This is a genomic window from Janibacter sp. HTCC2649 (assembly GCF_000152705.1).
Lineage (GTDB): Bacteria > Actinomycetota > Actinomycetes > Actinomycetales > Dermatophilaceae > Knoellia.
The window spans coordinates 2,546,139-2,560,422 of sequence record NZ_CH672413.1 but is presented as its reverse complement, the minus strand read 5'-3'; the positions used below and the strand labels follow the sequence as shown (position 1 = coordinate 2,560,422).

Annotated in this window: 13 protein-coding genes; 10 read left to right on the top strand and 3 right to left on the bottom strand. The window is 68.2% G+C overall.

The features are described from left to right. The first annotated feature begins 56 nt into the window (after positions 1–56). The 8 genes from JNB_RS12270 (at position 57) to JNB_RS12235 (ending at position 9,402) form a co-directional block, all read left to right on the top strand. The gene (locus JNB_RS12270; protein ID WP_009776800.1) at positions 57–479 is read left to right on the top strand and encodes a MarR family winged helix-turn-helix transcriptional regulator; all 423 of its coding nucleotides are present in this window, start codon (positions 57–59) and stop codon (positions 477–479) included. Positions 480–568: 89 nt separating this feature from the next. Then, positions 569–1,789, top strand: a complete 1,221-nt coding sequence (locus tag JNB_RS12265; RefSeq protein ID WP_237700653.1) for an MFS transporter — start codon at positions 569–571, stop codon at positions 1,787–1,789. Between the two features lie 32 nt (positions 1,790–1,821). After that, complete coding sequence (locus tag JNB_RS12260) at positions 1,822–2,613, top strand: dienelactone hydrolase family protein (RefSeq protein WP_009776798.1); 792 nt, start codon at positions 1,822–1,824, stop codon at positions 2,611–2,613. Between the two features lie 163 nt (positions 2,614–2,776). Beyond that, complete coding sequence (locus JNB_RS20530; protein WP_009776797.1) at positions 2,777–4,465, top strand: HNH endonuclease signature motif containing protein; 1,689 nt, start codon at positions 2,777–2,779, stop codon at positions 4,463–4,465. 250 nt (positions 4,466–4,715) lie between these two features. Further along, complete coding sequence (locus JNB_RS12250; RefSeq protein ID WP_009776796.1) at positions 4,716–5,783, top strand: BMP family ABC transporter substrate-binding protein; 1,068 nt, start codon at positions 4,716–4,718, stop codon at positions 5,781–5,783. Positions 5,784–5,795: 12 nt separating this feature from the next. Continuing rightward, positions 5,796–7,370 carry an ABC transporter ATP-binding protein gene (locus JNB_RS12245; RefSeq protein ID WP_009776795.1) on the top strand — a complete coding sequence of 525 codons (1,575 nt, stop codon included), beginning with the start codon at positions 5,796–5,798 and terminating at the stop codon, positions 7,368–7,370. Beyond that, positions 7,367–8,527: an ABC transporter permease gene (locus JNB_RS12240; protein WP_009776794.1), complete on the top strand. Its 1,161-nt coding sequence runs from the start codon at positions 7,367–7,369 to the stop codon at positions 8,525–8,527. Before JNB_RS12245 ends, JNB_RS12240 begins: the two co-directional genes overlap by 4 nt. Continuing rightward, positions 8,524–9,402, top strand: coding sequence for an ABC transporter permease (locus tag JNB_RS12235; protein WP_009776793.1), 879 nt, complete (start codon positions 8,524–8,526; stop codon positions 9,400–9,402). The genes JNB_RS12240 and JNB_RS12235 overlap by 4 nt, the downstream gene beginning before the upstream one ends. Before the next feature lie 150 nt (positions 9,403–9,552). Here JNB_RS12235 and JNB_RS20525 read toward each other — a convergent pair whose 3' ends face one another. Then, positions 9,553–10,050, bottom strand: coding sequence for a hypothetical protein (locus tag JNB_RS20525; RefSeq protein WP_009776792.1), 498 nt, complete (start codon positions 10,048–10,050; stop codon positions 9,553–9,555). Between the two features lie 233 nt (positions 10,051–10,283). On the opposite strand from JNB_RS20525, the gene JNB_RS12225 reads away from it, so the two are divergent. Next, the gene (locus JNB_RS12225; protein ID WP_009776791.1) at positions 10,284–11,222 is read left to right on the top strand and encodes a thermonuclease family protein; all 939 of its coding nucleotides are present in this window, start codon (positions 10,284–10,286) and stop codon (positions 11,220–11,222) included. A gap of 5 nt (positions 11,223–11,227) precedes the next feature. On the opposite strand, the gene JNB_RS12220 is transcribed toward JNB_RS12225, so the two are convergent. Continuing rightward, complete coding sequence (locus JNB_RS12220) at positions 11,228–12,160, bottom strand: alpha/beta hydrolase (RefSeq protein WP_009776790.1); 933 nt, start codon at positions 12,158–12,160, stop codon at positions 11,228–11,230. Positions 12,161–12,244: 84 nt separating this feature from the next. Then, positions 12,245–13,714 (bottom strand): glycosyltransferase family 39 protein, encoded by a 1,470-nt coding sequence (locus JNB_RS12215; RefSeq protein ID WP_009776789.1) that lies wholly within the window; start codon positions 13,712–13,714, stop codon positions 12,245–12,247. A 146-nt stretch (positions 13,715–13,860) separates the two neighbouring features. On the opposite strand from JNB_RS12215, the gene JNB_RS22295 reads away from it, so the two are divergent. Further along, the coding region (locus JNB_RS22295; RefSeq protein ID WP_371177769.1) for a helix-turn-helix domain-containing protein at positions 13,861–14,284 on the top strand (424 nt) is incomplete at its 3' end.

Sequence of the window (14,284 nt, the reverse complement as noted above, 5' to 3'; positions counted from 1 at the left end):
TATCGGAACATGAGGAGAAGGTGAACAACATTGGGAACCTATGTAGTATGGGTAGAGTGATCAACGAAGGAGTGACCGTGGACGGCGATCAGCTGTTGCGGACCGTGGCGCGGCTGCACCGGTGGGCCACGCGGAACGCGCACCTGGAGGTGCCGCCGGCGCAGATGCGACTCCTTGCCCTCGTCGGAGACATCGGCCCGGCCCGCATCGGCGACCTGGCCGAGGCCGACCACTGCAGCCAGCCGACGATGACGTCACAGATCCAGCGGGCTGAGCAGCACGGCTGGCTCACCCGCACTCCCGATCCGGACGACGCGCGGGCCAGCCTCATCGCCCTGTCGGCCAAGGGTGAGAGTGAGCTGGCCACGGCACGCGCCTCGCGCACGGCAGCCATCACGCCGCTCCTCGAGGGCCTGAGCCAGCGCGACGCCGCCACCCTCACCCGGGCCATCGGCATCGTCGACTCGCTCATCACCTGACCGAGCCGGGCACCCGAGGCAACCCTCGATCGCAAGCCAGCCCAGCGGCATACCCAGATGTATAGCCAATCAATATAGGAAGTTCAGACATGAGTGAAACCTCGATGTGGCGTCAGCCGCGGCCCGTGTGGGCAGTGGCCTTCGCCTCCGTCATCGCGTTCATGGGCATTGGCCTGGTGGACCCGATCCTCAAGCCCATTGCCGATGATCTCGGCGCGTCGCCGTCGCAGGTGTCGCTGCTCTTCACGAGCTACATGGCCGTCATGGGGGTGGCGATGCTGCTCACCGGCGCGGTCTCGAGCCGGATCGGCGCCAAGCGCACCCTGCTCGCCGGACTCGCGATCATCATCGTCGGCTCGGCACTCGCCGGCACCCAGGACGGTGTCACCGGCATCGTCATCTTCCGCGCCGTGTGGGGGCTCGGCAATGCGCTCTTCGTCGCAACGGCCCTGGCCACCATCGTCCGGTCAGCGCGTGGTTCGACGGCGCAGGCGATCATCCTGTTCGAGGCGGCGCTCGGTGTCGGCATCGCCACGGGCCCGCTCATCGGCGGGCTCCTCGGCGAGCTGTCCTGGCGTGGGCCGTTCTTCGGTGTCGCCGGACTCATGGTTCTTGCGCTGGTGCTGACGACGTTCATGCTCCCGGCGACTCCTCCGGAGGGAAAGCCGACGAGCCTCGCGGACCCGATCCGCGCGCTGCGTCACCGCGGGCTGCTGCACGTCGCGCTCACGGCGATGCTCTACAACTTCGGGTTCTTCACGCTGCTCGCGTTCACGCCGTTCCCGCTGGGGCTGGGTGCCATCCAGATCGGCCTGATCTTTTTCGGGTGGGGCGCGATGCTCGCGTTCTCGTCGGTCTTCGTCGCGCCGCGCCTGCAGCACCGATTCGGGTCGCTGCGCTCGATCTATGGCGCGATGGCGGCGTTCGCGGTGATTCTCGCGTCCATGGGCATCTTCACGTCCTCGAAGCCGGTCCTCATCGTCGGAGTCGTCCTGGCTGGGTTCGCGCTCGGCATCAACAACACCCTCATCACCGAGTCGGTCATGAAGGCCGCCCCGGTGGAGCGTGGGGTGGCGTCCGCGGCGTATTCGTTCGTGCGCTTCTCCGGTGGTGCCGTTGCTCCGTGGCTCGCCGGAAAGCTCGGCGAAGAAGTCAGCCCGCACCTTCCTTTCTGGGTCGGCGCAGGTGCCGTCGCGCTCGCCATCGTTGTCCTGTATGCCGGCCGCTCGTCTCTCGCTCACCTCGATCGTGAGGAGTCGGTCGAGGAAGAACGGCTCGACGAGGCCATGGCCCTGTCGCTCACCGACTGATGACTCCTCTCGGGCGGGTGCAGACTGCTGGGGTGGAGACCATCGAGATCGTCATGCCCGATGGCGGGGTGGCCGAGGCCTACGTCGCCCGCCCGAGTGCCGAGCGTCTGGCTGCCCCAGAGCGAAGGGGTCACGGCGACCTCCCGGGTGTCCTCTTCTTCATGGATGCGATCGGGCTCCGGCCGCGCATCGCAGAGATGTCCCAGCAGATCGCGGACTGGGGTTATGTCGTCCTGGCACCCAACCTCTTCTTCCGTGAGGGTCGGGCCGCAGACCTCGCGCCGCAGCGGGATCTCACCGAGCCGGGTGCCCGTGAGGAGTTCTTCGCGCTGGCGTCACCGCGAGTCCAGCGCCTCGGTGCGGAGCAGGCGGAACGGGACATCCCGGCATACCTCAAAGCCCTTCGAGGGCTCGACGGCGTGGCTGGTGGGGCCGCCGGCACGACGGGCTACTGCATGGGGGCGCGCCTCGCGATGCGCACGGCGAACCTCGACCCGGGTGTTGCGGCGGTGGGTGGCTTCCACGGTGGTGGATTGGTGACCGACACGGACGACAGCCCTCACCTCGGGCTGGGGAGTGCTCGCGCGGAGTTCGTGTTCGGGCACGCGGACCAGGACCGGTCGATGCCTCCTGAGGCCGTTGCGGCCCTGGGTGCGGCGTTGACGTCGGCAGGGTTGGTCGCCAGCAACGAGATCTATTCGGGTGCGGCGCACGGCTACACGATGTCGGACACGGCGATGTATGACGAGGGCGCGACCGAGCGGCATTTCGCCGAGCTGGAGGCCCTCTTCGCTCGTCGGCTCGGGCCGTTGGATGGCGCCTGAGGCGCCTGTCGGTGGGCGTTGTTAGCGTGGATTCTGGCCGGTTGACGACTGGCTTGCTCGCGATGCCTGCGGCGTGAATTCGGTTGTGAGAGTTCGGAATTCAGCCCAGAGCGTAGCCGAAAATGCTTGACAGTCGAACGTGAGTTCTAGGACAATTGGGGGCATGGACGAGACACCCGCAACCGACGTCGCGCGACTGCGCGCAGCGTTGGAGGGTGCCCGTGACGCGTTGGCTTCCGACGGCTCGGGGGCGGGTCCGTTGGGGGATGTGTTGACCCGGTTGAGTGGGCCGGAGTTGGCGGAGTTCATGCGTCTGGCCGATGACGTCAAGGCACGTGCGGGGGCCGCGCAGGTGCGCGTCACCGCGGAGGCGTCGCATCGGGGTGAGTTCACGTCCGCTCGTCGCGGGGTGGGGTCGGTCCACTCCTGGGTGCGTGAGCACGCACCGTCGTTGCGACAGGACGGGGCGGGTCAGGTTGCGCAGTTGGCGCAGGCTGTGGCGTGTTCGGTGCCGGGCGGGCTCTGGTCCACGGCGGGTCCCAGCGCGGGCGCGTATGCGGACCCGGAGCGGCCCGAGGGTGTGGTGTGGGCGCGGGTCCTGACCGGGGAGGTCGGTCCCGCCTTGGCGTTGACGGCGCTCAAGGAGATGGCCAAGCTCGAGGACCAGTTGCGCCCCGAGGCCGTGCCCACCGTGGCGGACGCGATCCTGGATCACGGGGTGCAGTGGGGTCAGGCTGAGGCGCGCCGGCTGCGCCCGCACCTGATCGCGATGTTCGGGGCGGAGGGTGAGTTCGATGACATGCAGGAGAAGGTGCGCAAGGCCGCGTACCTGACCTCGCCGCGCATCAATGACGCCGACATCACCGAGTACCGGTTGGGATTGACCCCGGAGCAGGCCGCCACGTTGGAGGCCGCGATCGGACCGTTGTCCAAGCCAGCCCCGAATGACGTCACGGGAGAGCGGGACCTGCGACCTGCTGAGCAGCGTCGGGCGGAAGCGTTGGCCGAGGTCTGCGGTCGAGTCGCCGGTGAAGACGCTGCCGCGGAGAGTTCACCCGGTGGGGCGTCGACGACGTTGCACGTCAACATTGACTTCGACGACCTCCTGGCCCACTTCCCCGACCACGAAGACACTGACACTGCGCCCGACCTCGACCGTGAAACTGAGGGTTCCGGGCGTGGACGGGTGATGGTGTCGCGCGCTCAGGCCACGATGCTGTCCCCGGCGGTCGTGCGCCAGCTCGCGTGCGACGCCGACATCCTGCCGGTCGTGTTCGGCTCGAACGGGGAAATCTTGGACGTGGGGCGGGCCGTGCGGTTGTTCACCAAGGCACAGCGCCGCGCCCTGTGGCACCGCGACAAGCACTGCACCTATCCCGGCTGTGATGTTCCGGCCGGGTGGGCCAAGGCGCACCACCTGGTTCATTGGGTCGATGGTGGGGATTCGGACCTGGCCAACGCGGCCCTGCTCTGTCAACGCCACCACACCCACGTCCACGACAAGCGCTTCATCGCGACCGTGCACCCACCCGACGAACACGGCCGGTGCGTCACCTGGGACCTCACTCCCGGCTCCTACGACCGCGACCTCCCCGCCCGCCTGAACAAGATCCGGCGGGAGCGCGCAAAGAAGCAGGCGACGGCTGATCAGGGCGCGGCGGAACGCGCCCGCCTCGACACCGGACCCCCCGATCCCTGGGCCAACGAACCACCCGACCACGTCATCGAAGCCTGGATCGAGGAGTGGACCGCCGAAGAGCAGGACCGCGAACGCCTCGAAGCCCAACGAGAGGCAGAAATCGACGACGCCCTCGCCACCATGCTCGACGAAGAACGCACCCACACGTCCTGAGCCGGGACGACAAGGCGAGCGGGCGGCATACCGCACGGTTGGTGGGTTTGGCGTGGTTTGGCAAGGTTTGCAATCGGGTCGACATCAGGACGCAACACAACGGGCTCCCTTCGGTTGAGACTGCCAACAGGGCTCTGGCGCGTTGGGCAGGTGCTGCCAATGAGCCCACCGCGACGGACGCAACAGACTGCTCGGCACACCGTGCGAGCGACTCGGCCCCAGAGTCGTTCCGGCCAGCAGAGGACCAGCCATGACCCGTTCGCGTTCCCCCCTGACCACCCTGACCACCCAGGGACGACTCAGTCGCCGAGCTGCGACCACCCTCGCCTTCGCCTCGATCTCTGCCCTCGTGCTCGCCGGGTGCGGCGGCAGCGGCGATGACACCACCGACTCTGCGGAGGGGGGCGGCGGTGACAAGGCCGTCGTCGCTGCCATCTTCTCCGGTCCGACCAACGACGCCGACTACAACGCCGTCGGTCTCACGGCGCTCAACGCCGCGAAGAGCGCCGGTGCCGAGGTCTCCTTCACCGAGAAGGTTGCCGTCCCCGACGTCGAGGCCCGCCTCACCGAGGCTGTCGGCGACGGAGCCACGGTCGTGTGGACGCACGGCTCGCAGTTCTACGACGCCACCGCCAAGGTCGCCAAGAACAACCCCGACGTGAACTTCATCGCGGAGTACGACGGCATCCCCAAGGACCAGCCGGCCAACGTCTGGACGATCGACCGTCAGTTCCACCTCGGCTTCTACGGCATCGGCATCCTCGCCTCCAAGCTGAGCAAGACCGGCACCGTGGGCTACGTCGGTGGCCTCTCGCTGCCCTTCTCGATGGCCGAGGTTCACGCCATGGAGCAGGCGATCAAGGACGGCGGCGCCACGACCACCCTCAAGCCTGTCTGGACCGGTGACTTCAACGACGCCGCCAAGGCCCAGCAGTTCACCACCCAGCTCCTCGGTCAGGGTGCGGACGTCATCGTCGGCTCCCTCAACCAGGGCGCAACGGGCACCTTCCAGGCCTTCGAGGGTCGCGCCGCGGGTGACGGCTGGGTGACGGCGAAGTACACCGACAAGTCCGCCGCCGCCGGACCCCACTACGGCGGGACGGTCGAGTACGACTTCACCAAGCCGCTCGCCGAGGTCCTCGCCAAGATCAAGGCCGGCGAGGAGAAGGGCAACTACCTGCTCGGCTTCGACACCGGTGTCACGATCAAGCTCGCCGACAGCGTTCCCGCCGACGCGAAGGCCGCGGTCGACAAGGCCATGGCCGACGTGAAGTCCGGCGCCGTCAAGGTCGAGCTCAACACAGCGAAGATCGGCTGACCCTTGCTCCGGATGTCCGGCATTCGCAAGACCTTCGGGCCGGTCGTGGCGCTTGACGGGGTCGACTTCACCGTCGCCGACCGTGAGATCCACGGCCTGCTCGGTGGCAACGGCGCGGGCAAGACGACGTTGATGAACGTCCTCTACGGCCTCTACGCGCCCGATGCCGGGACCGTGGAGATCGACGGCGCTCCCGTCTCGATCTCCTCGCCCAAGGATGCGATCACGGCGGGCATCGGGATGGTCCACCAGAACTTCCTCCAGGTGGACGTCTTCACCGTCACCGAGAACATCGTCCTCGGCACGGACTCGTCACAGCTCACGGCAGCGGACGGGTCGACCCAGACGCCGGCGCAGCGGATCACCGAGCTGTCCGAGCGCTTCGGCCTCACGGTCGACCCGAGTGCCCGCGTCGCTGACCTGCCCGTCGGGGTGCGTCAGCGCGTAGAGATCCTCAAGGCTCTCTATCGCGGCGCGAAGATCCTCGTGCTCGACGAGCCGACGACGAACCTCACCCCGCAGGAGGTCGATGACCTGTTCTCGTCGATGCGGGCCATCGTCGACGACGGCATGTCGGTCGTCCTCATCACCCACAAGATCCGCGAGACCATGGAGGTCTGCGACCGGATGACGGTGATGCGTGACGGCCGGTGGATCGCGACGGTCAACAAGGCGGACACCAGCGCCGACGACCTCGCGTCCACCATGATCGGTGAGGTTGCCGGCGGAGACGCCGAGGCAGCCGCACTGGCTCAGGCGGCCCAAGTCGCCCTGGGTGAGGATGAGCTCGGTGAGGCCTCCTTGGAGGGTTTACCTGAGGGTGCGGCCGCGGACGTGACCAGTTCCCCTGCCCGTGTCACCGTCCGCGGCCTCACCGTCGCCGGTCCCGGAGCCAAGCCCCTCGTTGACGACGTGAGCCTGTCCTTGCGCCCGGGAGAGATCCTCGGCATCGCCGGTGTCGCCGGCAACGGACAGGGCGAGCTCGCCGAGGCCCTCACCGGAATCCGTTCTGCCACAGGCTCGCTCACCGTCGAGGACCTTGAGCTCGTCGGCCGACCCACCGCGACCTGGCTGCGCAGCGGCGTGGTCTACGTCCCCGAGGACCGGCAGCGCGACGGCATACTCCCCGGTGCCGGAATCACCGAGAACCTCGTCCTCGGCTCCCACCGGACCAGAGCGAAGGCCGGCCTCATCAACTGGCGCACCGCGCGCGCCGAAGCCGTCGAGGCCATCAAGGAGTTCAGCGTCAAGACGCCGAGTGCCGCGACGCCCTGCGGTCAGCTCTCGGGCGGCAACATCCAGCGGGTCATCCTCGCGCGGGCCTTCGCCCACAACCCCAAGCTCCTCCTGCTGCACAACCCCACCCGCGGACTCGACCTGCGCTCAACGCAGTTCGTCTACGACCGGGTGCGACGCGCGGCCTCGGAAGGCTGCGTCGTCATCGTCATCTCCGAGGACCTCGACGAAGTCCTCGCTCTCTCGGACCGCATCACGGTCGCCTACTCGGGCCAGCTCGTCGGCGACTTCGCGCGCGGCGAGGCCAACCCCTACGACCTCGGTCGCCTCATGACAGGAGTCGGCGCATGAGCACCGACATCACGGACGCTCCCGACGTGGTTGCCGACGTTGCCGTCGCGCCGCCGCTGTCGCAGCGGGCCAAGACCATGGCGTATGCCGCCGTGCCCTACGTCATCGCTGTCCTCGCCGCCTTCGTCGTGGTCGGGGTTCTCATCACCTTGTTGGGGCACGACCCGGCGAAGGCCTTCCGGGCGGTGCTCACCAACTCGTTCCGCAACGAGACGGGCCTGGTCCAGACGCTGCACAAGTGGGCGCCGCTGACCCTGCTGTCCCTCGCGTTCGCGATCCCGCTCGGCGCCGGCCGGTTCAACATCGGTGGCGAGGGCCAGATGATCCTCGGCTCCGTGGGTGCGGCCGCCGTGGGCATCACGATGTCGGACCTGCCGATGGTCATCCTGCTGCCGCTCGTCCTCGTCGTCGGAACGCTCGCCGGTGTCGTGTGGGCCGCCATCTCGGCCTGGCTCATGGAGTCCTTCCACATCAACGAGATCCTCTCGACGGTGCTGCTCAACTTCGTGTCGTTCGAGGTGCTCGACTACATCGCGTCGGTCGTGTGGTCCGACCCCGGTGCCGGTGGTGCGGTGACCCTGCCCATCGGCGACGGTGCCGTGCTCCCGGGCATCGGTCGTCCGCCCATGCACACCGGTGTCCTGCTCGTCGTCCTCGTCTCCGTGGTCGCCGCGGTCATGGCCAAGCGCAGCGTCGCCGGCTTCGAGCTGCGGGCCGTCGGTCTCAATGAGCGCGCGTCGAAGCTGCACGGCATACGCACCGGTCGGGTGGCCGTCATGTCGATGGTCGTCGCCGGTGGGCTCGCCGGCCTGGCCGGAGCGATCGAGGTCTCGGGCGTGCACCAGCGCACCCTCGAGGGCATCCAGTCCAACTTCCTGCTCCTCGGCATCATCATCGGACTCATCGCCCGCGGCTCCCTCGCCGCCGTCCCGTTCGTCGCGTTCGGCATCGCCGTCCTCGAGGTCGGCGCCGGCTCGATGCAGCGCGTCTCCGGAGCACCCGTCGAGATCGTCCTCATCCTCGAGGGCCTCATCCTGCTCTTCCTGCTCATGTCCGACGTCGCCACCGAACGGTTGCGACGAGCTCGAGCCGGGCGGTCGGCCCGCCGGGCCAGCGTTGCAGCGGGCCCCACCACAACGACGGGAGCGGCCGCATGACCGAGTTCCTCAGCCTCACCATCACCGCGATGGTGCCCTTCCTCTTCGTCGCGCAGGGCACGATGCTCAGCGGCCGGGCCGGCATCTTCAACGTCGCGCAGGAGGGGCTCATGCTCCTCGGTGCTGCCGTGGGTTACGTCGTGTCCCTCAAGGCAGGCGGCAACCTCGTCGGCCTCGTCGTCGCGGCCCTCGCCGGAGCGGCCGTCGGCTTCGTCCTGTCGTGGGCGACGACGTCGCTCCGTCTCGACCAGTTCGTCGTCGGCCTCGCACTGTTCTTCCTCGCTGGCGGGACCGCGTCGCTGCTCTATCGCGTGGTCATCGGCAACGACGAGCCGCCGCGCATCGCGCCGCTCCCCGACTTCCTCTTCGGCCAGGACGTGCTGGTCTACCTCGCGATCGGGCTCTCCGCCTTCCTCTGGTGGTGGCTCTACAAGACGGACGCAGGGATGCGCCTGCGCTCCGTCGGTGAGAACCCCAAGGCGGCCGACTCGCTCGGCATCAACGTCAACCGCACGCGCATGTGGGCCGGGACCATCGGCGCCGCGCTCATGGCCGTGGGCGGCGCCTACCTGCCGATGGTCTTCTCGGGCGTGTATGCCGATGGGATCGTTGCCGGACGCGGTTGGCTCGCGATTGCGCTCGCCTTCTTCGGTGGCTGGCGCCCGCAGTTCATCCTCGCGGGGGCCGCGTTCTTCGCCGGCATGGAGGTCCTTGCCCAGCGGGCCCAGGTCAGTGGTGTCGGGATCCCGCACCAGTTCGTGGCGATGCTCCCCTACGTCGCGACTCTGCTCGTCATGGGCTTCGCCTTCCGCTGGGCGCTCGTGCCCCAGTTCCTCGGCAAGAACTACGACCGTGAGTCGCGCATCGTCGGCTGACTCCGGTCGGATGTCGCAAGTCGAGAAGTCGGAAGTCGAGACGTCGAGAAAAGGCAATGTGCGCTCAGTTGCTCCTTCGTCGCAAACGCGCACATTGCCCTTTCTCGACGTCCCCGGGACGGTCGCCTCGCTCCCCGGGTGTGTCTCGGGTCAGGCGAAGGCCGCTTCGGTCAACTGTTCGGAGGCCTTGTTGAAGACGTCCTGCAACTCACCGGCGGGATAGCTCGCCGCCACCTCAGCCGCAGCCAAGGCAGCACCGAGCATCGCCTGGACGTGCACGTCGGTTCGGGCGTCGGGTCGGGGGTCGGGTTCCGGGAACGGACCCGGCCCGGGCCACGGCCAACGCCGCGGCCACTTGGTGCCGCACCAGTCCTCGATGTCCTCCATGAAGGCACTCTGTGCGGTCTTGCTCCGTCCCCCGACGATGATGATGCCGCGGGCCATGGCCAGGAGCACCACGCGACCAGCCTCACCGGGCGGGATCGGCTGGGGGTTGAGAGCCACTCGACCCACGCCGCCCGGTCCCTGAGGCCCTCCGCCGATGACCTCCCAGAGGCTGCTGTGGTGTCGGGCCAGCAACTCCAGGAAGGAGTCGTGGTCGTGGGGACGGTGGGCCAGGGCCCTGATGACATCTGCTCCAGTGGTCATGCGCTTCCTCCGTGTTCGGTGAGGCCCGAGATGGGCTCGTCACGGAACAGGAGGAATTGCTGCCGGGCCAGATACACGGCCGCGCTCTTTGCTGGCATGGAGGGCCTCGCGCAGTGGGCCCAGGTCAGTGGCATCGGGATCTCGCACCATTTCGTGCTGGCCCGCGTCCCCGGCCCGAGCGCAATTCCGCTGTTCCCACGTGCTCCTGCGCGCTGCCGTCTAGCGTGCACACCATGGCCGCAGGATCGCCCGCGAACTCGGAAGGAGCTCGCGGATCACTCGGACGCACGCTGCTCCGCGTCGTGGTTGCGGGCGTGTGTGGCTTGCTGCTGCTGGTACTTGGTCTGGGGGCGGCCGGAGAACTCTTGGCGATCGCTGATGAGGGCAGCCCATCGGCCACCGCGACGACGGCGCCAGCCTCCGATGGACCATCAGCTGCACCGTCGGCGGCCGCGATGCCGAGCCCGCAGGTGGCCAGCTCCACCACGCCACCGACCACCCCACCCACCGCGAGTCCCAAACCTCAGGGTGCTTCGAAGACCGCTGCCGGTGCAGACCTGGCGGTCGTCGGCATCACTGACGGCGACACGATCAAGGTCCTCGTCAATGGAAAGACCGAGCGCGTCCGGCTCATCGGTCTCGATGCTCCGGAGTTGAAAGGGGCGCAGTGCTGGTCCCAGAAGGCGTCCAGCAAGATGCAGAGCCTGGTGCAGGGCAGGTCTGTCCATCTCGCGCGCGATCCGAGTCAGGCCGACCGCGATCGCTACGGCCGCCTGCTCCGCCACGTCTCGACGACGGACGGGCAGCTCGTGGCACAGGTTCTCATCGAGGGCGGCTTCGCACGGGAACTCACCTATGACGGTGCCTACGAGCACCGGGATGCGTACCAAGCCGCGGAGAAGCGCGCGAAGGCGAAGCGGCTCGGGATCTGGAGCGCGACCTGTGCCGCTCCCTTGGCCCCGCCGGCGCCCAGGGCGACATCCGCAGTCCCACAGAAGCCTTCTGGTGGGTGTGTCATCAAGGGGAACATCAACAGCGAGGGCGTGAAGATCTACCACGTGCCAGGTGGCGGAAGCTACGACCAGACCGTCATCACTGAGAGCAAGGGCGAGCGCTGGTTCTGCAGTGAGCAGGACGCCCTCGACGCCGGCTGGCGCAAGGCCAGGAACTGACGAGGTCAGTCGCGCGTGGGGAGGTGCTTGTCGAGCCAGGCGAGCACGTCGGCCGTGACTTCGTCACGGTTGGAGTCGTTGAGCACCTCGTGGCGGCCCTCGGGGTAGATCGTCGTGGTGACGTCGGTGACCCCGGCCTTGCGGTACTTGTCAGCGACCTCGCGCGGACCCTTGCCGTTGTCGCCGACGGGGTCGAGCTCGCCCGACATGACGAGGATCGGCAGGTCGCGTGGAACGGCGGCAAAGGCACTGGAACTGTTGATCTGCTGGAGTCCACCAAGCAGATCGGCGTAGAAGGCGGCGCTGAACACGTTGCCGCACAACGGGTCCGCGATGTACTTGTCGACCTCGGCGTCGTCGCGCGACAGCCAGTCGAAGGCCGTGCGGTTCGGCTTGAACTTCGAGTTGAATGCCCCGAACGTGAGCTTGTCCATGAGCCCGGACGGGTGGTGACGGCCGCGGAGCCGGGCCTGGAGACCGGCGACGCGCTTGCCGACGGCAGCGAGCGGACCGGGATCGCCACCGGTGCCGCTGAGAACGAGAGCCGCGAGACGCGCGCCGTGCTGAGCGGCATACGCGCGGCTGAGGAACGAACCCATGCTGTGGCCGAAGAGCACGAGCGGCACGCCGGGGTGCTCGGCCTGGGCGAACTCACTCAGCGTGCTCATGTCGGTCACCACGGTGTTGAACCCGTCGTGATCGGCGAAGTAGCCGTGGTCCGCAGCCGAGGCGGTCTGACCGTGGCCGCGGTGGTCGTTCGCGTAGACCGCGTAGCCGGCACCCGTCAGCGCCTCCGCGAACCGCTCGTAGCGTGACGCGTGCTCGGCCATGCCGTGCGCGAGCTGCACGATGGCGCGCGGCGGACCGTCCGGCAACCAGCGGTAGGTGTGCAGCGACGTGCCATCGTTCGCAGTGACGGCAAGGGTGCTCGACTCCATTGAAGGCTCCTGTGGGGGTTGGGCTCGGCTGCTGACGCTACCCGCCGAATCTGGTCGTTTGCCGTGGATGTGAGGAGTCCGCCGTCAGGCGAGACGGCGCAGCGCCGGCCACGACTGGCTCCAGGGCCGCACGAGCCCGCGGCACACCTGGACCGGCGCCCCGTCCTCGTCGTTGTCGATGTCTCTCGGCGTCTCGAGGTGGGTCTGCACGGTGCACGTCGTGAAGGTCGCGGCGAGTTCGGCGTCCGGCCAGAACCCGATGACGATCGCCGTGGTCGCCTCGGGCGGCGGCGGCCCCCACTCCGCAAAACCGTTGTGCCCGGAGTATGCCGGCGGCACGAGTTCGCGATCGACGGCACTGTCGCGTCGGGCCAAGCTGATCGCGCCCGCCTCGCCGTAGTTGCGGGCCAGGACGATGGCGTTGTCACGGTCCGGGAGCGCTCGGCTCACCTTGCGGATCGTCTCGACGTATGCCGGCCAGCCGACCGTCTCTGCCCCGTCCGGGTTCACCGCCGTGGCGACCTCGAAGACCGTTGAGCCCTGGGGGGCCAGGGGCAGCGAGAAGAGCGCGGTGGGGATGGACATGACGGCGAGGACTCCTGCGGCGAGGCGGGTGCGGTGTCTCCCATCGAGCCAGTCGAGCGTGGGGATGGCGCCTGCGGCAAGGACGGCCGGGAAGAAGCCTGCGGGGTAGTAGGCCTTGCCACCGGAGACGACAACGAAAACGAGGAACACGGCATACGCGATCGTCAGCCAGCGAAGGCTCGGCCGCCTCCAGAGGTGGACCAGACCGATGACGAACGGGATCGAGAGGAACGGTCCGATCATGAGAAAGGACAACGGGATGACCGTCCCGCGATCGGCCGACGACGTCGAGCCGCCGCTCGCGACGCTGGCGGCGACGTCACTCATCGGCCAACCGTGAGAGGCCTGCCAGAGGAGGAAGGGCGCGGCCAGGAGTGTCGCCATGACGGCGGCGAGCCACGGGCCCGGGGCTCGGAGGACGCGGCGTTGGCTGGTGAGCGCGATGCCGACGGCACAGCTCGCGAGCACCGTGAAGATGAGGACCTTGACCTCGGCCGTGATGCCGGCGGCGAGTCCGACGAGGAGCCACGAGGTGAGGCGCCGGTCGCGCAGGGCGCGGACGAGCAGCCAGATCGTGGTGGCCGTGCCGAGGAGGTCGAAGGTCGTCGTCGAGAACAGGTGGCCGGTGCCGGGGACGATCGAGGTGACGGCGGTGAGGACGGAGGCTGCGACCTGATGGCGTCTGCTACCGCCCAGCTCGCGACAGGTGAGCGCCGCGACGATCGTCGTGAGGGCGGCTGCGAGCGCTGGAAGGATGCGGAACGCCCAGAGGTGACCACCGGTGATCGTGTCCCAGACCGCGGCGAGGGTCGGGACGAGGACGGGCTGGTCGGGTTGTCCCCACGCGAGGTGGTGCCCGGCCTCGATGAAGTAGAGCTCGTCGCGGTGGTAGCCGTAGCGCCCGCCGACAGCGACGAGGACCACGCCCAGCACGACGGCGCAGATGAACGAACCCCGCGGGACTCTCACCCGGTCATGCTGGCAGGTCCCGCCGTGCCTCACCCACCCAATTTCGGCTCTCCTGCTGTTGGTGTGGGTCGTAAACGTGAGTGAGCACGCTGCTGCGGCCTAAGTTCTCGACTGTCTAGGAACGAGAATGAAGGGATCGCGGCAGCGTGCTCAGTACGAGGGTAATCGGTCAGGTGTGCGGGTTCGCCCCCTCCGAGGTGGTCGTCGATGGGGCCGAATTGGTCGAGGGCGTTGTGCTCGTTCGGGCACGCACGAGGTTCGGGTCGCGGCAGCGGTGTCCACATTGCCGGCGGCGGTGTCCGCGCTATGACCGTGGTCGGCAACGGCGATGGCGTGGCTTGGATTGGGATCGTCGACGCGTGTTTGTCCACGCACGGATCCCTCGGGTGAGCTGCCGTGAGCATGGGGTCGTGGTCGCGTGGGTGCCGTGGGCTCGGCACGGGGCCAGGCACACCACGGCGTTCGAAGACATGGCGGCCTGGGCCGCCACGCAGATGTCGATCACGGCGGTGACCACGCTCCTGCGATGTGCGTGGCGCACCATCGGTTCGATCGTGACGCGGGTGCTCG